The sequence below is a fragment of the Mycobacterium sp. SA01 genome (genome assembly GCF_041287105.1).
Taxonomy (GTDB): Bacteria; Actinomycetota; Actinomycetes; order Mycobacteriales; family Mycobacteriaceae; genus Mycobacterium.
In genome coordinates, this window is the sequence record NZ_JBGGNO010000015.1 from 23,385 (window position 1) to 47,115 (window position 23,731).

General features: G+C 67.9%; 21 protein-coding genes. 12 read left to right on the top strand and 9 right to left on the bottom strand.

Translation table 11 applies throughout. The features are described from left to right. Positions 1 to 12: 12 nt before the first annotated feature. The gene (locus tag AB4879_RS06615) at positions 13 to 627 is read left to right on the top strand and encodes a pyridoxamine 5'-phosphate oxidase family protein (RefSeq protein WP_370506955.1); all 615 of its coding nucleotides are present in this window, start codon (positions 13 to 15) and stop codon (positions 625 to 627) included. Here AB4879_RS06615 and AB4879_RS06620 read toward each other — a convergent pair. Together AB4879_RS06620 and AB4879_RS06625 are read right to left on the bottom strand one after the other, a co-directional pair. Continuing rightward, positions 624 to 2,846 (bottom strand): molybdopterin oxidoreductase family protein, encoded by a 2,223-nt coding sequence (locus tag AB4879_RS06620; protein WP_370506956.1) that lies wholly within the window; start codon positions 2,844 to 2,846, stop codon positions 624 to 626. The genes AB4879_RS06615 and AB4879_RS06620 overlap by 4 nt on opposite strands. Positions 2,847 to 2,977: 131 nt before the next feature. Then, positions 2,978 to 3,718 (bottom strand): IclR family transcriptional regulator, encoded by a 741-nt coding sequence (locus tag AB4879_RS06625; RefSeq protein ID WP_370507115.1) that lies wholly within the window; start codon positions 3,716 to 3,718, stop codon positions 2,978 to 2,980. Positions 3,719 to 3,828: 110 nt separating this feature from the next. Here AB4879_RS06625 and AB4879_RS06630 point away from each other — a divergent pair, with 110 nt between their 5' ends. The 3 genes from AB4879_RS06630 (at position 3,829) to AB4879_RS06640 (ending at position 7,511) form a co-directional block, all read left to right on the top strand. Then, entirely contained in the window at positions 3,829 to 5,169 is a 1,341-nt protein-coding gene (locus AB4879_RS06630) for an FAD-binding oxidoreductase (protein WP_370506957.1), read from the top strand. Continuing rightward, positions 5,166 to 5,951: a DAPG hydrolase family protein gene (locus AB4879_RS06635; protein ID WP_233209351.1), complete on the top strand. Its 786-nt coding sequence runs from the start codon at positions 5,166 to 5,168 to the stop codon at positions 5,949 to 5,951. The genes AB4879_RS06630 and AB4879_RS06635 overlap by 4 nt, the downstream gene beginning before the upstream one ends. A gap of 114 nt (positions 5,952 to 6,065) precedes the next feature. Then, complete coding sequence (locus tag AB4879_RS06640) at positions 6,066 to 7,511, top strand: PE-PPE domain-containing protein (protein WP_370506958.1); 1,446 nt, start codon at positions 6,066 to 6,068, stop codon at positions 7,509 to 7,511. A 121-nt stretch (positions 7,512 to 7,632) separates the two neighbouring features. Here the strand turns inward: AB4879_RS06640 and ilvD are convergent, their stop codons facing one another. Continuing rightward, entirely contained in the window at positions 7,633 to 9,330 is a 1,698-nt protein-coding gene (gene ilvD, locus AB4879_RS06645) for a dihydroxy-acid dehydratase (protein WP_370506959.1), read from the bottom strand. 80 nt (positions 9,331 to 9,410) lie between these two features. Between ilvD and AB4879_RS06650 the strand changes: the two genes are divergently transcribed. The 5 genes from AB4879_RS06650 to AB4879_RS06670 all read left to right on the top strand — a co-directional run bounded on the left by AB4879_RS06650 (position 9,411) and on the right by AB4879_RS06670 (position 14,317). Continuing rightward, a complete protein-coding gene (locus AB4879_RS06650) occupies positions 9,411 to 10,004 on the top strand; it encodes a DUF305 domain-containing protein (RefSeq protein WP_370506960.1) in 594 nt (197 codons plus the stop codon). Then, complete coding sequence (locus AB4879_RS06655; RefSeq protein WP_102807858.1) at positions 10,005 to 10,295, top strand: metal-sensitive transcriptional regulator; 291 nt, start codon at positions 10,005 to 10,007, stop codon at positions 10,293 to 10,295. 79 nt (positions 10,296 to 10,374) lie between these two features. Further along, positions 10,375 to 11,586: an MFS transporter gene (locus AB4879_RS06660; RefSeq protein WP_370507116.1), complete on the top strand. Its 1,212-nt coding sequence runs from the start codon at positions 10,375 to 10,377 to the stop codon at positions 11,584 to 11,586. A gap of 145 nt (positions 11,587 to 11,731) precedes the next feature. Further along, entirely contained in the window at positions 11,732 to 12,802 is a 1,071-nt protein-coding gene (locus AB4879_RS06665) for a L,D-transpeptidase family protein (protein WP_370506961.1), read from the top strand. A 57-nt stretch (positions 12,803 to 12,859) separates the two neighbouring features. Then, positions 12,860 to 14,317 carry an alpha/beta hydrolase gene (locus AB4879_RS06670; RefSeq protein WP_370506962.1) on the top strand — a complete coding sequence of 486 codons (1,458 nt, stop codon included), beginning with the start codon at positions 12,860 to 12,862 and terminating at the stop codon, positions 14,315 to 14,317. On the opposite strand, the gene AB4879_RS06675 is transcribed toward AB4879_RS06670, so the two are convergent. After that, the gene (locus AB4879_RS06675; RefSeq protein ID WP_370506964.1) at positions 14,283 to 15,509 is read right to left on the bottom strand and encodes an MFS transporter; all 1,227 of its coding nucleotides are present in this window, start codon (positions 15,507 to 15,509) and stop codon (positions 14,283 to 14,285) included. The genes AB4879_RS06670 and AB4879_RS06675 overlap by 35 nt on opposite strands. Before the next feature lie 105 nt (positions 15,510 to 15,614). Here AB4879_RS06675 and AB4879_RS06680 point away from each other — a divergent pair, with 105 nt between their 5' ends. Next, the gene (locus AB4879_RS06680) at positions 15,615 to 15,971 is read left to right on the top strand and encodes an ArsR/SmtB family transcription factor (RefSeq protein WP_370506965.1); all 357 of its coding nucleotides are present in this window, start codon (positions 15,615 to 15,617) and stop codon (positions 15,969 to 15,971) included. A 66-nt stretch (positions 15,972 to 16,037) separates the two neighbouring features. Here AB4879_RS06680 and AB4879_RS06685 read toward each other — a convergent pair whose 3' ends face one another. Beyond that, positions 16,038 to 16,553: a nitroreductase family protein gene (locus AB4879_RS06685; RefSeq protein WP_370506966.1), complete on the bottom strand. Its 516-nt coding sequence runs from the start codon at positions 16,551 to 16,553 to the stop codon at positions 16,038 to 16,040. A 4-nt stretch (positions 16,554 to 16,557) separates the two neighbouring features. After that, positions 16,558 to 18,534, bottom strand: a complete 1,977-nt coding sequence (locus AB4879_RS06690) for a M13 family metallopeptidase (RefSeq protein WP_370506967.1) — start codon at positions 18,532 to 18,534, stop codon at positions 16,558 to 16,560. A 70-nt stretch (positions 18,535 to 18,604) separates the two neighbouring features. On the opposite strand from AB4879_RS06690, the gene AB4879_RS06695 reads away from it, so the two are divergent. Together AB4879_RS06695 and AB4879_RS06700 are read left to right on the top strand one after the other, a co-directional pair. Further along, positions 18,605 to 19,192: a hypothetical protein gene (locus tag AB4879_RS06695; RefSeq protein ID WP_370506968.1), complete on the top strand. Its 588-nt coding sequence runs from the start codon at positions 18,605 to 18,607 to the stop codon at positions 19,190 to 19,192. Next, on the top strand, positions 19,189 to 19,878 hold the full coding sequence (locus AB4879_RS06700) for a hypothetical protein (RefSeq protein WP_370506969.1): 690 nt from the start codon (positions 19,189 to 19,191) through the stop codon (positions 19,876 to 19,878). The genes AB4879_RS06695 and AB4879_RS06700 overlap by 4 nt, the downstream gene beginning before the upstream one ends. On the opposite strand, the gene AB4879_RS06705 is transcribed toward AB4879_RS06700, so the two are convergent. The 3 genes from AB4879_RS06705 to AB4879_RS06715 are packed head-to-tail and all read right to left on the bottom strand — an operon-like array spanning position 19,865 to position 23,719. After that, entirely contained in the window at positions 19,865 to 20,284 is a 420-nt protein-coding gene (locus AB4879_RS06705) for a CoA-binding protein (RefSeq protein ID WP_370506970.1), read from the bottom strand. The two genes, AB4879_RS06700 and AB4879_RS06705, sit on opposite strands and share 14 nt — an antisense overlap. Before the next feature lie 4 nt (positions 20,285 to 20,288). Next, on the bottom strand, positions 20,289 to 20,783 hold the full coding sequence (locus tag AB4879_RS06710) for an XRE family transcriptional regulator (RefSeq protein WP_370506971.1): 495 nt from the start codon (positions 20,781 to 20,783) through the stop codon (positions 20,289 to 20,291). Further along, on the bottom strand, positions 20,780 to 23,719 hold the full coding sequence (locus AB4879_RS06715) for an efflux RND transporter permease subunit (RefSeq protein ID WP_370506972.1): 2,940 nt from the start codon (positions 23,717 to 23,719) through the stop codon (positions 20,780 to 20,782). The genes AB4879_RS06710 and AB4879_RS06715 overlap by 4 nt, the downstream gene beginning before the upstream one ends. Between the last annotated feature and the right edge of the window lie 12 nt (positions 23,720 to 23,731).

Sequence of the window (23,731 nt, forward strand, 5' to 3'; positions counted from 1 at the left end):
GATACTGAGGCGATGCATCGTGAAGTGACGACCGTTGCCCAACTGCGGGAGATCGTTGGCGAACCCGACCACTACGTGGCGAACAAGGTGAAGGACCGGCTGTCGCCGGTGCAGCGCGACTGGTTGGCGCATTCACCGCTGGCGTTCGTGGCGACTACCGATGCGCAAGGCCGCGTTGATATTTCGCCGAAGGGGGATCCGGCGGGATTCGTCCACGTGATCGACGACCGCACCATCGCCATCCCGGATCGGCCGGGCAACAAGCGCGTCGACGGGTATCTCAACGTGCTGCAGCGTCCCGGCGTCGGCACCCTGTTCGTGATCCCGGGCCGCGGCGACACGCTGCGGATCAACGGCCGGGGCCGCATCCTGGCCGACGCCGACTATTTCGACGCCATGGCGGTCAAGGGCAAGCGGCCGCTGCTGGCGTTGGAGATCGACATCGACGAGGTGTTCTTCCACTGCTCCAAGGCATTCCTGCGCTCGGACACCTGGAAGCCGGAATCCTGGAATCCGACCGCGCTGCCCAGCGTGGCCCAGATGGCCAAGGCGTTGCGGCACGACTGGTCCGACGCCGAACTCGAGGAACGCTACTGCGAGGACAACATTCGCAAGGTGTTGTACTAGCCGGCCGGAGCCACCTCCACCGGCAGCGCGTTCAATACCGCGGTGCCCGACAACGGATCCAGCAGTGTGCCGTCGTTGAGGTTGTTGACGTTCACGCCCGGGTGCTGTGCGGCCACCCGCATCCGGGTCCCCGGTTCGGTGTGCCCCCACCCATGCGGCAGTGACACCACGCCGGGGCGGATCGCATCGGTGATCTCCACGGGCACTTCGAGTTTCCCGCCCGGGCCGGTGACCACAGCCATCTCCTCGAGGCCGAGCCGGGCGGCGTCGTCCGGATGGATCTGCAGTGTGCAGCGGTTGGTGCCGCCGGACAGGGCGGGCAGATTGTGCATCCAGCTGTTGTTGGACCGTAGGTGTCGCCGGCCGATCAGCAGGAATCCCGGCTCCGACGTCAGCGCGGCCTGCAGCCGCGGGACGTCAGCGAGGATCGGCTCAGGATCCAATTCGATTGTGCCCGAGGGGGTCCGGAGAATCTCCGGGATCCGCGGGGTCAGCGCGCCGAGGTCCACCCCATGCGGGGTGTCCTTCAGCCGCTGCAGGGTCAGGCCGTCCGGCTTCGCGCCGAAACCGTCCCCGAACGGGCCCAGCCGCAGCATCATGTCCAGCCGTCGTTCGAAACCGCGGCCCTCGGGCAGCATCGCGGTCAGTTCCTCGACGGATCGGCCCGCCACCGGCGAGTGCTCGTCGGCGACCTCCTTGCCCAGGGTGGTCGCGATCACCTGCTCGTCCACCAGGGCCGGATCGGCGTCGGGGCCCATACCCAGCACGATCAGCGCCAGCCGCGCCAGGATCTCGCACTCGTCGGGCCTGCCTTCGGGCAGCGGCAGTACCGGCGGTGAATACCGGGCGTTGTTGCGCACCGCCGCCCCACTGAGCGCGAGGTCGTAATGCGCTGCGCGAGAAGGCGCAGGCGGCGGCAGGATCACGTCGGCGTGCCGGGTGGTCTCGTTGAGATACGGGTCCACCGACACCATGAAGCCGACGCCATCGAGGGCGTCGGACAGCCGGGCGCCGTCGGGCGCCGATAACACCGGGTTGCCCGCGATCGTGATCATCGCCCGCACCTGCCCGTCGCCGGGGGTCTCGATTTCCTCGGCAAGCGCGACCGCGGGCAGTTCGGACAGTGCCTCCGGATGGCCGGAGACCCGGCTGCGCCAGCGTCCGGTGGCGAATCCGCGGCCCGGACGCGGCGGGCGCGGCGCCCCGGCGATCGGCGAGCTGGCGAACATCACCCCGCCCGGGCGGTCCAGGTTGCCGGTCAGGATGTTCACCACGTCGACCAGCCAGCTGGTCAACGTGCCGAACTCGACGGTCGAGGTGCCGATGCGACCGTAGACCGCTGCGCTCGGGGCCGCGGCGAGTTCGCGTGCCAGCGTGCGGATTTCGTCGGCGTCCACCCCGCAGTGCCCGGCCACCGCCTCCGGCGGGAAGTCCTGCGCCGCCGCCCGCACCCGCTCCAGACCGGAGACGTGCTCGGCCAGCCTGCCCAGCTCGACCAGGTCCTCATCGAAGAGCACATGCGCGACCGCGAACAGCAGTGCCGCGTCGGTGCCGGGGCGGGGCGCGATGTGCCGGTCGGCCAGTTCGGCGGTGCGGGTCCGGTTGGGATCGATCACCACCAGGGTGCCGCCGCGACGGCGCAATGCCTTGAGCTTGCCCGGGAAGTCGGCGGCGGTTGCCAGAGAACCGTTGGACACCAACGGGTTTGCACCCATGACGACGAGGTAGTCGGTGCGATCGAGGTCGGGCAGGGTGAAGGCCAGCGGGTTGCCGAACAGGTATCCGCAGGACACGTGTTTGGGCATCTGGTCCAGCGTGCTGGCCGAATACACCTGCCGGGTGCCCAGCGACTTGATCACGACCGGCCCGTACAGCGACCCGGCGATGGTGTGCGCGTTTGGGTTGCCCAGGTACACCGCGACCGACGAGCCGCCGGTGTCGGTGATGACGCGCTGCAGCCCGTCGGCGGCCGCGGCGAAAGCCTCCGGCCACGAGGTCTCGACCAGTTCACCGTCGCGGCGCACCAGGGGTTTCTGCAGCCGGTCGGGGTCGTTGTCCAACTCGGGGAAGCTGGCGCCTTTGGGGCAGATGAAGCCGTGACTGAACACATCGTCACGATCGCCTCGGGCGGCACTGACCCGGTCGTTGTCGTCGATGGTGAGGACCATCCCGCAGGTGGCCTCGCAGAACGGGCAGATTCGCAAAGCGGTGCGGCTCATCTGGCCCCCTCGCAGGCTCGGGTCCCAGATGTCGGCTGTTGATTCGCTCCGCAAGCGTCGCTCATGGTTGCCACTGTGCTCTGCGATCGACCCCGGTGGCAAGCCCAACCAACCGGATGGTCAGAATTGATTCAGTCCGTCCAGACCGGTGACTCCAAAGCCTCGCGCAGGGCGGCGACGATGCGGTCGGAGTGGGCGTTGAACCGCCCGGTGGGGGCGGGCACCGAGATCGCGACGATGTTGCCGCCGGCCGCGCGGCCCGCGATCCCCGCGGCCGAGATGCCGTCGGTGTGCTCGTCGCGATCGAACGCCACCCGCTCGGTGCGCACGGTCCGGATCTCGGTGCGCACCCGATCGGCCTGGCCCGGGTCGAGGGCGGCGAGCGCCTGCTCGAGGTCGTCATCGTCCAACAACGCCAGCGCGGCCTTGCCATTGGCTGTGTCGCACAAGGTGAATCGCCCGCCGATCGCCGAGACCGCGCGTAACCGGTGCGGCGACTCGATCTGGTCAATGAACAGCATCTGGCCACCGCGATGCACCGAGAGGTCGACCGTCTCACCGGTTGCCTCGGCCACCCGCTCCAACGTGGACCGGAATGCGGACGTGATGTGGGCGGCGTCGGCATTGACCAGAGCGAGCAGGCGATCCCCGAGCACGATGCGGCCGTCGTCGTCCACCGCGGCGAACCCCACCTCGACCAGACCGACGAGCAGCCGCCGCGCGGTTGACTTGGCCAGCCCCAGTCGGCTGTGCAGGTCCACCAGGCGCAGCCGGCCCGGCGCGGTGGCGATTTCGTCGAGCGCGGCCGCGGCGCGGCGCAGTACCTGAATGCCGTCGTCCCGGGCATTCGAGGGACGTTCGGCGCCGACCATAGAAATTTTCGCGTCAGTCAACTGACATCCCTTCCGTCGGCGTGGCCGCAGCGGTAATGTGCCGCATTACGGATCATAGCGATTCGCTATGTGAACCATAGGAGGCTTCGGTGGGGTCACTTCCTGAGGGTCGGCATTTCTTCCGCGGTGACGACGGGTACGAGAACGCACGCCGGGCGACGGTGTGGAACCAGCGGGTGCCCGACCGCTATCCGGACGTCATCGTCCAGGCGGTCGACGCCGACGACGTCGTCGTGGCCGTGCGCTACGCGAAGGCCAACAACAAGCAGATCAGCATCAAGTCCGGCGGCCACAGCTGGGCGGCCAGCCACCTGCGCGACGGCGCGGTGCTGCTGGACATGAGCCGAGTCGACCAGACCAGCATCGACGTCGACGCGATGACCGCGGTCGCGGGGCCGGGCAAGGGCGGCAGCGTGCTGGCCGCCGAGCTCGATGCGGTCGGACTGTTCTTTCCCGCGGGGCACTGCAAGGGCGTCTGCATCGGCGGTTATCTGCTGCAGGGCGGTTACGGCTGGAACAGCAGGGTGGTCGGGCCGGCCTGTGAAAGCGTGACCGGGCTGGACGTGGTGACCGCTGACGGCGACCAGATCTACATCGACGCCGACCACCACCCGGACCTGTACTGGGCGGCCCGCGGCGCCGGACCGGGCTTCTTCGCCGTCGTCACCGCGTTCCACCTCAAGCTGTATCCGAAGCCGGCGGTGCTGGGCAGCAGCTTCTACGCCTACCCGATCGAGCTCGCCGACGAACTCTTCACCTGGGCCCGTGGCATCTCCGCCGACGTCGACCGCCGCGTCGAGTTGCAGATCGTCGCCACCAGGAGCGTGCCGAACGCGGGCATCGACCGGCCGGCGATCGTGATGGCCTCACCGGCGTTTGCCGACACCGAGGCCGAAGCCAAGGAGGCCTTCAATCTGCTCGACCAGTGTCCCGTCGTCGACAAGGCACTGATCGCCGTTCCGTATGCGCCGATGGCCCTTGCGGATTGGTACACCGCGGTGATGAGCAACTATCTGGAGGATCATCGCTACACCGCCGACAACATGTGGACCAACGCCTCGGCCGCCGAGCTGATGCCGGGTATCCACCGCATTTTGGACACCCTGCCGCCCCACCCCGCGCACTTCCTATGGCTGAACTGGGGCCCGTCGCCGCAGCGCCAGGACATGGCCTACAGCTTGGAAAGCGAGATCTACCTGGCGCTGTATGCCGGTTGGCTGGACCCGGCCGACGACGACAAGTACAGCGACTGGCCACGATCCAATATGGCGTCGATGGCATCGCTGGCGACCGGAATCCAGCTGGCCGACGAGAATCTGGGCCGCCGCCCCGCCAAATTCGTCACCGATGAGAGCATGGCCCGGCTCGATCGGGTACGAGCCCAGTACGACCCCGACGGCCGGTTCCACAGCTGGATGGGACGACCCTGATGGCCGAGACGTATCTGGGTTACCGCCCCGGTGACGGGGACACCGGGTGGGGCAAGTACTTCGATCCGCAGATGGCCGATCTGCCGCGGCACGCCGTCGTCGCACTCGAGCACGGTCCGCAGGCCGATCAGACGATGCTCGGATTCGATTCGGCGGCAACGCTTCTCGACGAGGGGTATCAACAGACCGAGAACGGCTACGGCGCGCTGCGCGGCGGCGGATTCCACGTCGCGATCCGCACCGACATGCCCGGGGTCACCCCGGCGATGTGGGACTGGTGGTTCGGCTGGCACGGCAGCGAGTCCAGCCGCTACAAGCTGTGGCATCCGCGTGCGCATGCCTCGGCGCACTGGGGTGACAGCGGGCCCGACGGCAGCTACGTCGGACGGACCTCGATCATCGAGGAATACCTGGGCTCGGCCTACGCCAAGGCGGCCATCGCATTCCTCGAACCGTCGGCGCTTGGCCTCGACGCATCCCGGCTGGGCGCCGACGTCGCGGTGTGCGCGCGGCTGGGGTCCAGCGAGGTGCCGGTCGACATCGGCTGGTTCATCCACCATGTCCGGGCAGTGCCAGGCGGGGCGGAAATGCGATCGCGGTTCTGGATGGGTGGTCCCTACATCGGGGTGCGCCGCGGCAACCGGCTGGCCGATTCGGTGATCCGCCCGATCGCCGCACATCAGCTGCCCGAGCCGCGGGATCTGCTGGTGCACTGTGCGCAGGAGATGAACCACCTCGCGAGCTTCCTGCCGAGAATTTACGCGGAGTTCGCTGAAACCTGACGGCTGTCACCGCTGGCAACAGAGATTGCCAAATCCCCACCACCGCCGACCTGAGGGGTTATCTTCGCAAAACAGCCTCGTGGGGGCGGCGATCGGGGGTTTCAGATGGTAGCTGTGGCGTTTTCAAACAAGATCCGGCGGGCAGTGACGGCCGGGAGCAGGAAGTCCGCGTTGCTCGGCGCAGCGGCTGCCACCGCCGTGGCGATGACGATGGGCACCGTCGCCGAACCCGTGGCGCCCGCCGCAAACGCCCTGACCCTCGACACCACCACGACCGGGCCGCTGCTGTGGCTGATCAACGAACTCGGGGTGGACAGCTTCACCTTCGACAACATCCCTGTCATCGGGTCCATCACGCTGGCCTTCGACTGGCAGAAAGCGGACCCGGTCGGACTGAACAACACCCTGAACGCGGCGCCTTTCGGTGGCTACGTTCTCGGCACCGCGACCCGGCCGAACATCCTGGCGAGCAGTCCTACCGGTCCGCTACTGATCGCCTCGGGCACAGGCGTTCCCGCTGCGCTCCAGACCTATCAAGCCCTACTGTCCAGCGCCAACGGCAACACGCTGCCGGGATACGATCCGCTGGTTGCCGCCGGCAAGGTCAGTTCAATCACGGGCCAGCCGTGTTCGTCGGGCGTCACCTGCGTCCAGGGCACCAACGTCACCAACCTGCCGATTGCGTTGGTGCGCAATCCCGAGACTCCCAATGGGGGTCTGTACGCGCGTTTCGCCCCGATCTTCAACCTGTTCGGGACGAACCCGGTCAGCCCGAACGCCGGCTCCGGTTCGAGCCTCGGAATCAAGTTCAACGGTGCGTTCGTCAACGTCGCCCTCGGCTATGACATGCTGTCGGATTTTCCGGAGACGCTGAACCCGTTCTCGCTGGCCAACTCGTTCATGGCGAGCGTGCTCCCGACCTACCTGCTCGGCGGCGCGGAGCTGCAGGGCGCCAGCATCAACACGATCGAGGGCAACCTCATCGCGTTGCTGACCCTGGGCGCCCCCAGCACCACGTACAGCACACTGGTGCCCACCGACCTGCCGCTACTGGAGCCGCTACGGCTGCCGTCGCGCATCCTCAACGCGGTCTTCAAAGCGGCGAAGATCCCGATCACGCTGGGCACCCCGCTGGCCGACGCGTTGCAGCCTGCGCTGTCCATTCTGGTGAACATCGGCTACACCGACGTGCAGACGCCCAGCGAGGGCGGCACCTACAACCGCACGTATGACCAGTCGTCGCAGTACATCCCGTTCCTGTCACAGGCGACGCTGACGCCGCAGGAGTGGGCCGCGGTGCCCGGCGACGTGGCCAAGGCACTGTTCACCGGATTCAGGGATGTGTTGAGCGGCAAGTCGACGACGACGACGCCAGCACCGGCGCCGGAGCCCACGGTGACGGCGGCCGCGGTGGCCACGCCGTCGACAGTGACGCCGTTGGCGCCCAGCGCGAAATCGGGCAAGCCGTCGAAGAAGTCGACTACGACGTCGAGCAAGAAGAGTTCAGCGCCGAAGGCATCTGCCAAGAAGGGCGTGGGCGGGTCCAAGCGGGCCAGCTAGTCGCGGGTGCTCCCGCGCCGAGGGGCACCATGTGTTTGTTCAGAACGCGATATCACTGGTGCTATCACGTTCTGAACAACACACACCCGCACCAGCAGGCGGCGGCTGACCGCGGGATCACCTACCCGCAGACCGCGCCGTTCGCTGCCGAGCCGACCAGCTTGCGGTACTTGGCCAGCACACCGGTGGTGTACTTCGGCGCGGGCGGGGTGAATCCCGCCTTGCGCGACTCGAATTCGGCCTCATCGACCAGCACGTCCAGCGTGCCGTTGCCGACGTCGAGACGGATCCGGTCACCGTCGCGCACGAACGCGATGGGGCCACCGTCGACCGCCTCCGGCGCGATGTGCCCGACGCACAGGCCGGTGGTGCCACCGGAGAACCGGCCGTCGGTCATCAACAGCACGTCCTTGCCGAGCCCGGCGCCCTTGATCGCGCCGGTGATCGCCAGCATCTCGCGCATGCCGGGGCCGCCCTTGGGGCCCTCGTAGCGGATGACGACGACGTCATTGGCCACGATCGTGCCGTCCTCCAAGGCGTCCATCGCTGCGCGTTCGCCGTCGAAAACCCGTGCGGTGCCCTCGAACACGTCGGAGTCGAAGCCGGCCGACTTCACCACCGCGCCCTCCGGTGCGAGCGAGCCGTGCAGGATCGTGATGCCGCCGGTCGGGTGGATCGGATTGCTCAGCGCGCGAAGCACTTTGCCGTCCGGATCCGGCGGCGCGATGTGGGCGAGGTTGGCGGCCATGGTCTCACCGGTGACCGTCATGACGTCACCGTGCAGCAGGCCAGCGTCCAACAGTGCTTTCATGACCACCGGCACACCGCCGATGCGATCGACGTCGAACATCACGTGCTTGCCGAACGGCTTGACGTCGGCCAGGTGCGGCACCTTGGCGCCGATGCGGGTGAAGTCCGCCAGGTCCAGCTTCACGTTGGCCTCGTGCGCGATCGCCATCAGGTGCAGCACCGCGTTGGTGGACCCACCGAACGCCATCACGACCGCGATCGCGTTCTCGAAGGCTTCCTTGGTCAGGATGTCGCGGGCGGTGATCCCGCGGCGAAGCAGCTCCACGACCGCCTCGCCACTGCGCCGGGCATAGCCGTCGCGGCGACGGTCGGTGGCAGGCGGTGCCGCGCTGCCCGGCAACGACATCCCCAGCGCCTCAGCCGCCGACGCCATCGTGTTGGCGGTGAACATGCCGCCGCAGGCACCCTCGCCCGGACAGATCGCCCGCTCGATGGTGTCGACGTCCTCGCGCGACATCAGCCCCCGCGCGCACGCGCCGACAGCCTCGAACGCGTCGATGATCGTCACGTCCATCTCCGTGCCGTCCGACAGCTTGGCCCGGCCCGGCAGGATCGAACCCGCGTAAAGGAACACCGCGGCCAGATCCAGTCGCGCGGCGGCCATCAGCATGCCGGGCAGCGACTTGTCGCAGCCGGCCAGCAGCACCGAGCCGTCCAGCCGCTCGGCCATCATGACCGTCTCCACGCTGTCGGCGATCACCTCGCGCGACACCAGCGAGAAGTGCATGCCCTCGTGGCCCATCGAGATGCCGTCGGACACCGAGATGGTGCCGAACTCCATCGGGTAGCCGCCCGCGGCATGCACGCCGTCCTTGGCCGACTGCGCGAGCCGCTGCAGCGACAGGTTGCACGGCGTGATCTCGTTCCAGGACGACGCCACCCCGATCTGCGGCTTGACGAAGTCCTCGTCGCCCATGCCTACCGCGCGGAGCATCCCGCGGGCGGCGGCCTTCTCCAGACCGTCGGTGACGTCGCGACTGCGGGGCTTGAGATCGGGGGTTTGGCTCACCGGACAAGTATGCCGTGGTCGGGGGTGCCCACCAAATTTCTTTTTATACCCCCGAGGGGTATTGAAGGTACGGTGAAAACATGACATCCACGCTCAGCCGCATCGTGGCGGTTGCCGCAGCCCTTGCCACTGCCGTCGTCGTCTCGTCCTGCAGCAAAACCGAGGGCATGAGCGAGCACGCCACGTCGACCGCACCGGCCAGCCAGGCGGTGGCCGCGCACAACGCCGACGATGTCATGTTCGCGCAGATGATGATCCCGCATCACCAGCAGGCCGTGGACCTGGCGGCGATAGCCGCCGTACACACCACCAACCAGGCCGTCCGCAGGCTGGCCGGCAAGATCTCGGACGAACAGCAGCCGGAGATCGACGCGATGAAAGCGCTCCTGGTGCAGTGGGACGTCGACCCCACGATGGGAGACCACAGCGGGCACGGCGCGGCGATGCAGGGCATGGTCGACGACGCCACGATGACCAGACTCAAATCGCTCAACGGGCCGCAGTTCGACACACTGTGGTTGCAGGCGATGATCGGCCACCACCAGGGCGCCATCGAGATGGCCAAGGCCGAGATCGCCAACGGTCAGAGCGCCGACCTGACCGCGATGGCCAAGTCCATGGTCACCGCGCAACAGGCCGAGATCGACCAGATGAAGCAGATGCTTGGAGGCTAAATGACTGGCGCACATGGTTATTCGTCGCAGAAAGACAACTACACCAAGCGGCTGCGGCGCATCGAGGGCCAGGTCCGCGGCATCGCGAAGATGATCGACGAGGACAAGTACTGCATCGACGTGCTGACCCAGATCAGCGCCGTCAACAGTGCGCTGCAGTCCGTCGCGCTCGGCCTGCTCGACGAACACCTCGGGCACTGCGTCAGCCATGCGGTCGCCGAGGGCGGTGACGAGGCCGACAAGAAGCTGGCCGAGGCCTCCGCCGCGATCGCGCGCCTGGTCCGTTCCTGAGGCGGCACTGCCCGGCGACATAGCCGGTCAGATAAGCCGGAGCCGGCGCGGGAGCCGATACCGTGAACCCGTGCCCACAGTGCAGCGCACGTGGACACCGCGAGTCGCCACAGCGCTGGCCGTGCTGGCCGCCGCGGCGTTCATCTACGTCACCGCCGAGATCATGCCGGTCGGTGCGCTGTCCGCAATCGCGCGCGATCTACACGTCAGCGAAGCGATGGTGGGCACCCTGCTGGCCAGCTACGCCCTGGTGGCCGCGCTGGCCACGATGCCGCTGGTGCGCTGGACGGCGACATGGCCGAGACGGCGCACGCTGCTGTGGACCCTGGCCTGCCTGTCGATCTCGCAACTGATCTCCGCGCTGGCGCCCACCTTCACCGTGTTGGCCGTCGGCCGGGTGCTGTGCGCGCTGACCCACGGATTGATGTGGTCGGTGATCGCGCCGATCGGTGCGCGGCTGGTGCCGCCGAGCCACGCCGGCCGCGCCACCATGGCGGTGTACGTCGGCACCGGCCTGGCGCTGGTGGTCGGCAGCCCGCTGACGGCTGCGATGAGCGAGCTGTGGGGCTGGCGGCCCGCGGTCGGTGTCATCGCCGTGGCGTCGGTGCTCGTCCTGGTGGCGGCACGGCTGGCGCTTCCGGTGATGGCGTTGACCGACACGGCCGGCGGTGCGCGGCCCCGCAGAGTGATCCACCACCGCAACCGCCCACTGCTGATGCTGAGCGTGCTGACGCTGGTGGGTGTCACCGCACACTTCATCTCCTACACGTTCATCGTGGTGATCATCCGGGATGTGGTCGGCGTGCACGGGGCGCAGCAGGCCTGGCTGCTCGCGGCGTACGGGGTGGCCGGCCTGACCGGCATGGCGTTGCTGGCCCGGCCGGGAGACCGGCGGCCCAAGGCCGCGGTGATGGGTTGTCTGGCCGCATCGTCGCTGGCGTTCGCGGCACTGGCGGCGCTGGGTCACCTGAGGTGGCACACCGTCGCCGTCGCAGCTGCCGGGGCGGCGGCGATCGTGCTGTGGGGTGCGACCGCCAACGCGATGCCGCCGATGCTGCAGACCGCCGCGATGCGGCATTCGCCGCAGGATCCCGACGGTGCCTCCGGGCTCTACGTCGCGTGCTTCCAGGTCGGCATCATGGCCGGATCGCTGACCGGCGGACTGCTCTACCAACGAGCGGGAGTCGCGGCGATGCTCACCGCGTCATGCGTGCTGATGCTGGGCGCATTGGCTTGCGTGGTGGTCAGCCGCGGGCTGTTCGCGGACCACCCGGCTACCAGCGAAAAGTAACGCTTGTCACCCCACGCCCGACGATCTGCACAGTTCAGGGCAGTGACGGAGTTCGCGGCCGGGTTCGCTGGCGAATGAACTCCAGAAGTGCACCCAGCGTGTTATGTCAGACTGGGTCAAAGTCGGTTTCGAGGGAGTTTTGGTTATGACGCTGCGGGTGAAGGGGCCCATCGCCACCACGCTGTGCGTGGTCGGAATGGCCGCCGGAATCAGTCTCGGCAGCGGTTCGGCGCTCGCCGATCCAGACCAGGCGCCCGCCGATCCGGGGATCGCCGACGTGCCGCCCGCGCAGGTGCCCGCGCCCGATCCGTTCGCGCCGCCAGCGGTCAACCCGGCGGCGTTCCCGCCGCCCGCCCCGGCGGGTGACCCGGCCGTCCCGCCGCCCGACCCCTTTGCTCCGCCGCCACCGCCACCGGTCGATCCGGTGGCCGCTCAGCAGGCCGCCGCCGCGGCCGCCGGTCCGGTGAAGGGCCAGAACCCGACGCCCTACACCGGGGATCCGGTGTTCGCGCCGCCGTCATTCAACCCGGTGAACGGCGCCATGGTCGGCGTCGCCAAACCGATCATCATCAACTTCGCCCGTCCGATCGCCAATCGGCCGATGGCCGAGCAGGCCATCCACATCTCCTCGGTGCCACCGGTTCCCGGCGCGTTCTACTGGACCACCGACACCCAGGTGCGGTGGCGGCCGTACAACTTCTGGCCGCAGGGCACGGTCGTCAACATCGACGCCAGCGGCGCCAAGTCCAGCTTCCGCGTCGGCGACAGCCTGGTGGCCACCGTCGACGACAAGACCCACCAGATGACGATCACGCGAAATGGCAAGGTGGAGAAGACCATGCCGGTCTCGATGGGCAAGCCGGACGGCAAGCACGAGACCAAGAACGGCACCTACTACGTGCTGGAGAAGTTCCCCGACATCATCATGGACTCCTCCACCTACGGGGTTCCGGTGAATTCCGCCGAGGGTTACAAGCTGAAAGTCCAATGGGCGGTGCGTATCGACAACAGCGGCGCGTTCGTGCACAGTGCGCCGTGGTCGGTGGCCGATCAAGGCAAGCGCAATGTCAGCCACGGCTGCATCAACCTGTCTCCGGACAACGCCAAGTGGTTCTACGACAACTTCGGCAGCGGCGACCCCATCGTGGTCAAGAACTCCGTCGGCACCTACAACAACCCCGACGGCGCCGACGACTGGCAGTGGCAGCTGTCCTAGCCAGTCGTCAACTGGCCTAACCGGTCTCAAAGCTTAGGCACAGAAACGAACTCCACAATGGGGTTCGTGCCGCCCACCCCGACACCGCCGCCGACGCCGACGGCACCGCTGCCTCAGCTGCCCGCGCCTGATCTGCACCAGTACGCGCACGGAGTTTCGCTGCTGGGCGGCTGGCTGCCGCTGACCATCGAAATCGTCGCCGCTGTAGCGCTGATCGTCGCGATCGGATGGCGGCGCAGCAGGCGCTGGTGGCTGCTGTGGCTGCCGGTCTGTGTGGTCGTCGGCCTGCTCGGCGCGCTCGCCGCGCGCCTCTACGTCAACTCCGAGGGGCTGGCCTCAGATCCGGCACCGTTCTATTTGTGGGTCTGGATAGGGGTTTTCGCGGCCGGGGTCGCGGTGGCGGTACTGGGCTGGCGCGGAAATTCCTGGTGGCGACGAGGTGTCGCCGTCCTGGCGATTCCGTTGACCTTGGTGGCGGCGTTGCTGGCGCTGAACAAGTGGGTCGGGTACTACCCCAGCGTGCAAACCGCCTGGGGCGCCCTGACGGCCGGGCCGCTGCCCAACCAGATCGACGCCGCCGAACTGCCCGGCCTGCGCAACACCGTGCAGACGACCGGCAAGCTCGTCGAGGTCGACATCCCGGCAGACGCAAGTGGATTCAAGCACCGCAGTGAGTACGTCTACCTGCCGCCGGCCTGGTTCGCCGGCGCGACCCCACCCCGGTTGCCGGTCATCATGATGGTGGCCGGCGAGTTCAACACCCCAGCCGACTGGATGCGCAGCGGAAACGTGATGCCCGTCATCGACGGCTACGCGAAAGCCCATGGCGGACAAGCACCCATCTTCGCGTTCGTCGACTCCGGCGGCAGCTTCAACAACGACACCGAATGCGTCAACGGTCCCCGCGGCAACGCCGCCGACCATCTGACCAAGGACGTCCGGCCCTATGTGGCACAGCATTTCGGCGCATCTGATCAGGCGGCCAACTGGGCGGTGGTCGGCTGGTCGATGGGCGGCACCTGCGCGATCGACCTGACCGTCATGCATCCGGATCTGTTCAGTACCTTCGAGGACATCGCCGGCGACCACGGCCCGACCTCAGGGACCAAGGACCAGACGATCAGCCGGCTCTACGGCGGCGACGCCGCCAAGTGGGACGAGTTCGACCCGCGGACCGTGATGATGCGGCACGGCCCGTATCAGGGTGTCGCAGGCTGGTTCGAGGACACCGTGACGCCGACCAACACCGCATCGCCGTACGGCGGGGGCGGTGGGCACCGACCGCAATCCGACGCACCCACCGGCTTCGGCGGGCACGACGAGTTCAAGGACTCCGATGAGGCCGGGGCGGCCGACGATCTGTGCGCGACGGCGAAGACCGTCGGCATCTCCTGCTCAGTGCACCGCATCATCAGCTTCCACACCTGGCAGTTCGCCGAGCGGGCCTTTTCCGATGCGCTGCCGTGGCTGGCGGCTCAGATCAAGACGCCGGGCGCGACGGACTCGCCGGCCTGACGTCATGTCTGAAGCCGACCGCCGCAGCACCCAGGCAGGCCAACGCCACGATCAGCGCGAACCACGGGAACACCTGCGCCAGAGGCCATTTCGTGGCAGCCCAGCCCGCGGCGATCGTCGGTAGCGCCATCGCGGTGTAGGCCAGCAGGTAGAACGCCGACATCGTTTCGCCGCGGCGGTCCGTGGGCACCACGTCGGACAGGTGGCGCAGCGAGCCGCCGAAACCGAGTCCGAACGTCGTACCCAGTAGAGCCGCGGCGGCGAACACCAGGGGCCAGCGGTGGGTGAGCAGCACCGGGATCGTCAGCAGCAGCGCGACCGCCATGCCGATGTCGCCGATCACCGCCGAGCGCCGGGCCGGAAGTCGGGTGGCCACCAGCTGCGCCATCGCCGCGGAGAACGCGGTCACCCCGACCACGCCGCCGCCGAACACCAGGTTGTGCACGTGGGTCTGCTGCGCGGCCAGCGACGGATACAGCGACAGCAGCACCCCGAGCACCGACCAGGACGCCATCGCGCCCAGGGCCGCGAACCAAAAGTCCTCACGGATCGCCTGTGGCACAGCCGGTTTGCTGATCCGGATTCGGCCGCCGGTGCGGCCTTCGTGGGTTTCCCGCAGCGCCACCACACCGATGCCGACGATCGCGCACACCACCGCGACAACCGCGTAGGGGGTGCGCAGCGGATGCGCGACGTACTGCGCCAGCAGCGACGAGCCGACGATCGCCACCGTCATGCCGATGTTGAAACTCACCCCGCTGAGCTGGCCGCTGCGCACCCCGTGGTGCGGCCGTAGGTCGAGCAGCGCCGCGGCGGAGGCGACGACGATCGAGCCGACGGCGGCGCCGTGGATGGTGCGGGCCAGTAGCAGCATCTCGATGCTGTCGGCGATCAGGAAGATGCCCAGACCGGCGATCAGTGCGATCAGCGCGCCGAGGAGTACCGGCTTGCGGCCGACCACGTCCGAGATGCGGCCGGACACCAGCACCGCCGCCAGGGCGGCGAAGGCGTACACCGCGAACACGATGGTGGTGGCCAGCGGCGAGAGATGCCAGTTCGATTCGTAGATGCCGTACAGCGGCGCGGGCAGGCCGGAGACGCCGAGCGCGACGCCGCTGAGCACCAGAAGCAGGGGGTACGCCCAGCGCTGGCCGGTGACGTCAGCGGGCGGGGTGTCCTGCACACAGGCCATGACAACTCCGGAGTAGTTTGATGGTCATCGAACTCGTTCGAGCGTACGCTAGGTTTGATGTTGATCAAACTTCGCAGGCCGTGACGGCGAACACAGGAGACAACCGTGGTTGAGGTGCAGGCATTCCCTGCCGACGGCTATCCCGTCCATCAGGTCGGCCCGTTGCACCAGGTGCTCGCGGCGCTACAAGATCCGGCCCGGCTGGAGATGGTCCGGCGGCTGCGCAACGCCGGAGCACCCCTACAGTGCAGCGCCCTGTACGACGGCATCAACAAGTCCACCGCCACCCACCACTTCAAGATCCTGCGCGAAGCCGGATTGCTCGAACGATTGGTCGTGGGCGGCCTCACCCATCAGCGGCTGCGCGCCGACGAAGTCGACGCGGTACTACCCGGGCTGCTGGCCTCGGTGGTCGACGGCGCCAACCGCGAGGCCGCCGCCCACCCCTTGCCGAGCCTGTAGTCAGCGTGCTGCTTACTCGAACTCTCGCTCGATAACTACAGCCTGGGCCACTGTCTGGGCGCTGACCTACCAGCTGCCGCGGTGGACGACCTCGTCGAACGGGCGACGCTTGGGCTTGCGAATCGGTGTGAGCGGACGGTCTTCGGGATAGCCGAGGCCCAGCAGATAGGCGACCAGATAACCCGGCGGGACATCGAGGATCGATCGGGCCTTGTCCTGTTCGCCGATCGCCGAATGTCCGGTGCCGATACCCAGGTCGGTCGCGGCGATCGCCATCGCCATGGTGGCCTGGCCCAGGTCGTACTGGTCGAGGAGCTTCGTCCGCTCGTCAGGCGGTTCGGGAATCACCAGTGCGATCGCGGCGCGGGCCTTCGCGATGTGGCCGGCGCCGACCCAGACCGTTGAGAGTTCTTGCAGCGTGGCCGCATCGGTGACGATCACGAAATCCCAATGCTGGTTGTTGCGCGCCGAGGGTGAGCGCCATCCGGCCTCCAGAATCCGGTCGATGTCGTCGCCAGGTATCGCGTTCGAGGTGTACGTACGCACATTGCGCCGCGCGCAAATGGCATCCCAAGCTTCCATGGCGTTAGCTCCAGATGCGGACGCGCCGTTCGGGTTCCAAATACAGTTCGTCGTCCTCGCTGACGTCGAACGCATCGTAGAACGCGTCCATATTGCGGATCACGCCATTGCAGCGGAACTCCGGCGGCGAGTGCGGGTCGGTCGCCAGGCGTCGAATCGCCTCGGCCTCACGAGATTTCGTACGCCAGACCTGCGCCCAGCCGAAGAACACCCGCTGCCGGCCGGTCAGCCCGTCGATCACCGGGGCTTCCTTGCCGTCCAGCGACAGCTCGTAGGCCAGCAGCGCGATCGACAGCCCGCCCAGGTCGCCGATGTTCTCGCCGACGGTGAACGCACCATTGACGTGCTGAGACGGCTGGAGCCCACGCGGCACGAACGTCTCGTACTGCTCGATGAGCGCCTTGGTGCGCGTACCGAACTCGGCGCGATCTTGGTCAGTCCACCAGTCGACCAGATTGCCGTCGCCGTCGTACTTGGCGCCCTGGTCGTCGAATCCGTGACCGATCTCGTGTCCGATCACGGCGCCGATTCCGCCGTAGTTCGCCGCGTCGTCAGCCTCGGCATCGAAGAACGGCGGCTGCAGAATCGCCGCGGGGAACACGATCTCGTTCATGCCGGGGTTGTAGTAGGCGTTGACCGTCTGCGGGGTCATGAACCACTCGTCGCGGTCGACCGGGCCGCCGAGCTTGGCCAGTTCCCGGTCGTGGGCCACCTCGGCACCGCGAATCACATTGCCGTACAAATCAGTTCGATCGATCACCAGCGTCGAGTAGTCGCGCCACTTCTTCGGGTAGCCGATCTTGGCGGTGAACTTGTCCAGTTTGGCGAGTGCGCGCTGACGGGTTTCCGGCGTCATCCACTCCAGGTCGTTGATGCTGACCCGGTAGGCCTCGCGCAGGTTGTCCACGAGTACGTCCATACGGGCCTTGGCATCCGGCGGGAAATGCCGCTCGACGTAGAGCCGTCCGACAGCGTCGCCCATCAGGCTCTCCACCAGCGACACCGCCCGCTTCCAGCGTTCGCGGATCTGCTCGGTGCCGGACAGGGTGCGACCGTAGAAGTCGAAGTTCGCCTCCACCACCGCCTCGGTCAGGTAGGCGGCCCTGGCGTTGATCAGTCGCCAGCGCGCCCAGTCCTGCCAGTCGGCGAAGTCGTGACTCGACCACAGCTCGGCGAACGCGGTGAGGTAATCAGGTTGGCGCACAACCAGTTCGGCCACCACGTCCGGGGTGGTGCCCTGCGCGCCGATCCAGCCGGCCCAGTCGAAGCCGGGCGCCTCGGCAGGCAGATCGGCGAAGTTGCGCAGGTTGTAGGTCAGGTCCGCGTCGCGGCGCTTGACGACATCCCAATGTGCGGCGGCCAGTTTGGTCTCCAGTGCGACGATCCGCGCGGCCCGCTCGGTGTGATCCTCGGCGGTGCCGCCCAGGACGAGTGCGAACATCGCGGCGATATGCGCCGGATACGCGCCCAGGATGGAGGCGTGCTGCTCGTCGCGGTAGTACGACTCGTCCGGCAGACCGAGACCCGACTGCGTGACGTGCAGCAGGTAGCGCGTCGAGTTCTTGGAATCGGTGTCGATGTAGAGCCCGACTCCACCGCCCACACCGGTGCGCTGCAGCGAGCCGACCACCGCGGCCAGTGCAGCCGGATCGGCCGCGGCATCGATGTGCGCCAGCTCGTCGAGCAGCGGCTGCACCCCGCGTCGCTCGACGGCCTCGGCGTCCATGAAGCTGGCATAGAGGTCGCCGATCCGCTGCGCATCGGTGCCGGCCGAACCGCTCGCCTGCGTGATGAGCTCGCGCACGTGCTCCTCGGCCCGGTCGTACAACGTCCGGAACGCGCCGTCGGTGGCCCGGTCACCGGGGATGGTGTACTCGGTCAGCCAGCGCCCGTTGACGTGGCCGAACAGATCGTCTTGGGGGCGAACTTGGGCTTCGACATGGGACAGGTCGATACCCGAGCGCAGCGTTTCTACCGTCACCCAACCATCCTTACCAGAGGTCCGACCTCGGCGTCCGGCCCGCAGGTGGCCGCCCGGTAGCCTCGCCTTCATGCCTGAGGCCGAACCGACCGATGACGGTGCCGACGAGCGGACCTTCACCGGCTACGGCGTCGCCTCCGCCGTTCTCGGTGTGGTGGCCATCGCGGCCGTCGTATTGGGCGTACTGATCTGGTCCGGGCACCACGACGCCGCCGACGAGCGGGCCTATCAGTCCAAGGTGATGTCGGCCGCCGCGAACTGGACCAGCGTTCTGATCAACATGAACGTCGACAACGTCGACGCCAGCCTGGCGAAACTGCACGACGGCACCGCCGGCCAGCTCAACTCCGATTTCGAAGCCGCCATCAAGCCCTACCGCGAGGTGGTCCGCACCCTGCAGGCCCGCACCACCGGACAGATCGAGTCGGTGTCCTTCGAAGCGGTGCACCATGACCTGAACGCCAAGCCGGGTCAGGCCCCGCAGGCACCTGCCCTGCCGCCGGAGCTGGCCACCCGCACCGACTCCGTGCTGGTGATCGCCACCTCGGTCAGCGAGAACTCCGGCAACAAACCCACGACCGTGCGCTGGAACCTGCGGCTGGGTGTCTCCGATGTGGACGGCAAGCCGATGATCTCGCGGCTGGAGTCGCTGCGATGAGGAACCTGGCCCGCGTCCTGGCCTTCGACATCGTGGCACCACTGGCCGCCATCGCGGCCCTGCTCGCGATCGGTGTCGTGCTCGGCTGGCCGCTCTGGTGGGTGGCGGTCAGCTCGATGCTGTGCCTGCTCATCGTCGAGGGCGTGATCGTCAACATCGTGCTGTTCCGCCGGGATTCGGTGACCGTCGGTACCGACGACGACGGCCCCGGCCTACGCCTGGCCGTGGTCGCGGTGGCCACCACGGCGCTGGTCGCCACCGTCGTCGTCGGCTACACCCAGTGGACGCGGCCGGACCGGGATTTCACCCGCGATTCCGCCGAGGTGGTGCGCATCGCCACCGCCGCGTCCGAAGCCACCGCGACGTTCACACCGGCCGACCCGATGTCGTCGATCGACCGGGCCGCGACGTTCATGGCGCCCGACCGGGCCGATGCGTTCAAGAACGAATTCGGCAAGTCCACTTCGGATCTGGCCAAGAAGAACATCTCCGCCACGGCGCAGACCATGTCGGCCGGGCTGGAGGCGCTGGGTCCCACGGCAGCCAGTGTGGCGGTGGTGATGCGGGGCACCCAAAGCCAGCCGGGTCAGCAGCCCAGTACCGCGGTACTGGCGTTGCGGGTCAGCCTGGCCAAGCAGGACGGCCGGTGGCTGGTGCTCGACATCTCGCCGATCAACGCCCGATGAGCCTGGCGTAGTCCACCTTCAAACACCGGTCCATCACGACGCGCAGCCCGGCGGCGCGCGCCTGCTCAGCCACCTCGCCATGCCACAGACCTTGTTGCAGCCACAGGTATTTCGGCTGCGGGCTCAGCGCGAGCGTGTCCGCCAGTACCCCCGGAAGATCGTCGTGGCGGCGGAACACGTCGACCATGTCCGGCACGACGGGCAACTCGGCCAGCGACGGATAGACCCGGGCGCCGTCGATGTCACTGATGTTGGGGTTCACCGGATACAGCTCGAAATCGCTGAACCGCGCCAGATACTGATACACCTCGTGGCTCGGCCGGGCCGGATTGTCGGAGGCGCCCACCACCGCGACCGTGCGGGTGTCACGCAGAATCGCTTCCAGCTCAGCCGAATTCGGATTCACCGGCTCAATCTCCGCCGGACGCGCGCTGGGCGCGCATCTTGGCGAACCGGTCCGAGAGCCTGCGCATCCGGATCATCAGCGACGCAGGCGGACTGACCGTGGCGTCGAGGTAGGAGTCCAGATCCGATTGGGCCACCCCGATCCGGGAGGCGAATTCCTGCTCGGCCAAGCCTGACCGGTCGAGCAGCAACCGGACGTGCCGGGCGGCCTCGGCGCGCTCGTTCGCCTCCAGGTGGCTGCGGGCACGCAGCAGCACCTCGGCCAGTGCTTTGGAGATGCCATACGGCTGGGAGTGTTCGAGCACTTCCTCGACCTGGCGGGCGGTCCGGCCGTAGGGATCTCGCTTGATGGCCATCACGATCCGCTGCCAGACGGTGATGTCGCCGCTCTCGAGCGCCTCGCGGATCGAGGCCGTGGGCCAGAACTCGACGGGACGGGGGTCGATGAATGATTGCGCGGCCGCTGCGGGTACGGCATCGCGTTCCGCTGCCACCGTCACCTCGCCTCCTCCAGGATCGCCACCGCCACCGCAAGGCAACGCTGCCTGATCCGCTCCCATTCGGCGGCCCCCTCCGGCCCTGCCCACCGCTCGTCGTCGCCGACATCGGACGGGTCGGGGTCGGCCAGCCGGCGGACCAGCTGAGTCGCCACCCATTGTCGCTTAGGTTGTCCAGAACAGTAATACCGGTCCATCCCTGCGAGTACCACCGCGGCGGTCTCGGTATCCATCCCACCGACCAGGTCGGCGAACTCGGCGAAATCCGACCGGCTGTTGCGGCACATGATCAGGAACGCCTGCATGCGCAGCGTCTCCGCACACGTCGGGATCTGCAGCCGGTCACCCGTCGACAGCTGGACGTGGGTGGTCTCCACCGGGCTGAGCCGCTCCACGCCGCCGCGCCGGTCGCCGGCGGCCCCGGTCTCCAACGCATCGAGTGCGATCGCCAGCCGTCCCCGCCACATCGTGACCGGATGGATCGGCCGCGGCGTCGACGTCCGCGCGCTGCGGTAACCGCGGATCAGCTTGACGGTCGACGTACCGCCCGGGCCGAGGCGGACCGGGCGGGCGCGGGCGTCGTCGCTGCCCTTGACCTTGCCGGCCAGCTCGCTGCATCCCGTGAACGCCAGCGGATCTGCCACGCTGACGGCGTCCGGGGCCAAGGTCTTCAGCTTGGCGGCGCCCTTGACCACCATCTTCAGATCGGCGGCGGGCGGCGCCAGCGACGAGATGTCGTCGGGGATGACGACGAGGTCGCCGAGGTCGACCTTGGGCAGCGGCTTTTCGAAGTCGACCGACGGCAGGATCCGGGCCAGCCACGCCGGCAGCCACCAGTTCCACTGGTCGAACATCGCCATCAAGGCGGGCACCAGGATCAGCCGGACGATCGTGGCGTCGACGGCGATGGCCACCGCACACGCCACCCCCAGCTCGGCGACCAACGGCATGCCCGCGAACGCGAACCCGATGAACACCGCGATCATGATCAGCGCGGCGCTGGTGATCGTGCGGGCGCTGGTGGACACGCCGTAGGCGACGGCGTCACGGGTGTCACCGACCTGCACGTAGCGCTCCCGGATCCGGGTCAGCAGGAAGATCTCGTAGTCCATCGACAGGCCGAACGTCATCGCCAGCACCAGTGGCGGGATCGTCGAGTCGATCGAGGTGATCCGATGGAAGCCCAGCCCTTCCAGCCAGCCCCACTGGAAGACCATCACCAGGCTGCCGTAGGCCGCGGCGACGGACAGCACCGTCATCAGCACGCCCTTGAAGGCCAGGAACACCGACCGCACCGAGATCAGCAGCATCACGAACGCGATCGCCGCGACGAACACGAACACCAGCGGTTGGGTGTGCCCGACGCGGTCGTCGAAGTCCTTGATCAGTGCGGTCGGGCCGCCGACGTCGATCTGCGCGCCCTTCGCCGCGGGCAGCGCGGTGAGGTGGCTGCGCATCCAGTCGATCGAATTGCGGGCGGCGAGGTCCTCGGGGTCCACCGACAGGATCGCCGAGATCAGTGCGCTGCTGTTGTTGTCGGCGAACACCGGCGTCGACACCGAGACGACGTCGGGCGCCTTCGAGATCTCGGTGTTGATCGCGTCCAGCGCGGCGGCGTTCTTCGGGTCGGAGGCCGCGCCGCCCGGGAAGGTGACCAGCACCCGTACCGGGCCCAGCGCGCCGGGCCCGAGTGCCTGGGCGGCCGCGGCCACCCCGCCGCGGACCTCATGGGTGGCCGGGAACTGGCGCTGCATGCTGTTGCCGAGCACCATCGAGAACGCGGGTGCGGCCATCAGCAGGAGCACCGCCGTCGCACCCAGCGCCGACAGCCACGGCCGGCGCATCACCTCGCCGACCCAGCGGGTCCAGAACCGCGATTGGGTGGCCTCGGCGCGGCGCGACCACTGCAGCGCCCGCGAACGTCGGGCCACCGGTCTGCCGAACGTGGCCAGCACCGCCGGGGTCAATGTCGTGGAGGTCAGCACCGCGACCGCCACGGCCAGGATCGCGCCGGTGGCCATCGACCGCAGCACCGGTGTGTTGATCAGGTAGATGCCGGTCAGCGAGGCGATCACGGTCAGACCGGACAGCAACACCGCCAGCCCCGAGGTGCCCATCGCGGCGTCGGCGGCCTGCTGCGGGTCGCGGCCCGCGCGCAGTTCCTCGCGGTAGCGCATCAGGATGAACAGTGAATAGTCGACTGCCAGTGCGATGCCGAACATCGACACCGTCGACGTCACGAACACCGACATGCTCATCACGGTCGACAGCAGATAGACCACGCCCATGGTCACCACGACGGTGCACACCGCCAGCAGGAGTGGGACCGCCGCGGCCGCCAGCGAGCCGAACACCGCGAGCAGCACAATCAGAACGATCGGCAGGTTCCATCGCTCGGCCTCGGCGATGTCGTGTTTGGTGCTGGTCTGGGCGGCGGCGCCGAGCGCGCCCTGACCGATCACATAGAGCTTGACCCGGCCGTTCTGGATCTGGCCCGGCTGATCGCCGGTCACCCCGATCTTCTGGCGCAGCTGTCGCGCGACGTCGACAGCGCCGGTGTTGTTGAAGTCCAGCCGCAGCGACACCACGTAGGGCCGGTCCGGGGCGGGTGCGGGCTGACCCTGGTTGGGCACCACCACGACGCTGGGAACCTGCTTGGCCGCCTCCTCCAACTGCGCGACGGCGGTGTTCATGTCGGCGTAGCTCGCGTCGGCGCGAGGCGCGGCCACCATGGCCAGGGGGGAGGCACCCTGGTCGGGGAAATGGTCCTCGAGCTGATACTGCACATGCAGCGACTGGGAGCCGGCCACGTCGAAGCCACCACCGGTCAGGTGATTGGACTCGGTGAGGGCCAGATAAACCGACGGCACCAATGCCAGCAACCAGCACGTGAACACCAGCCAGCGGAATCTGCGCAGGTTGCTGCTGAGGCGCATCATGAACTGCTGGAT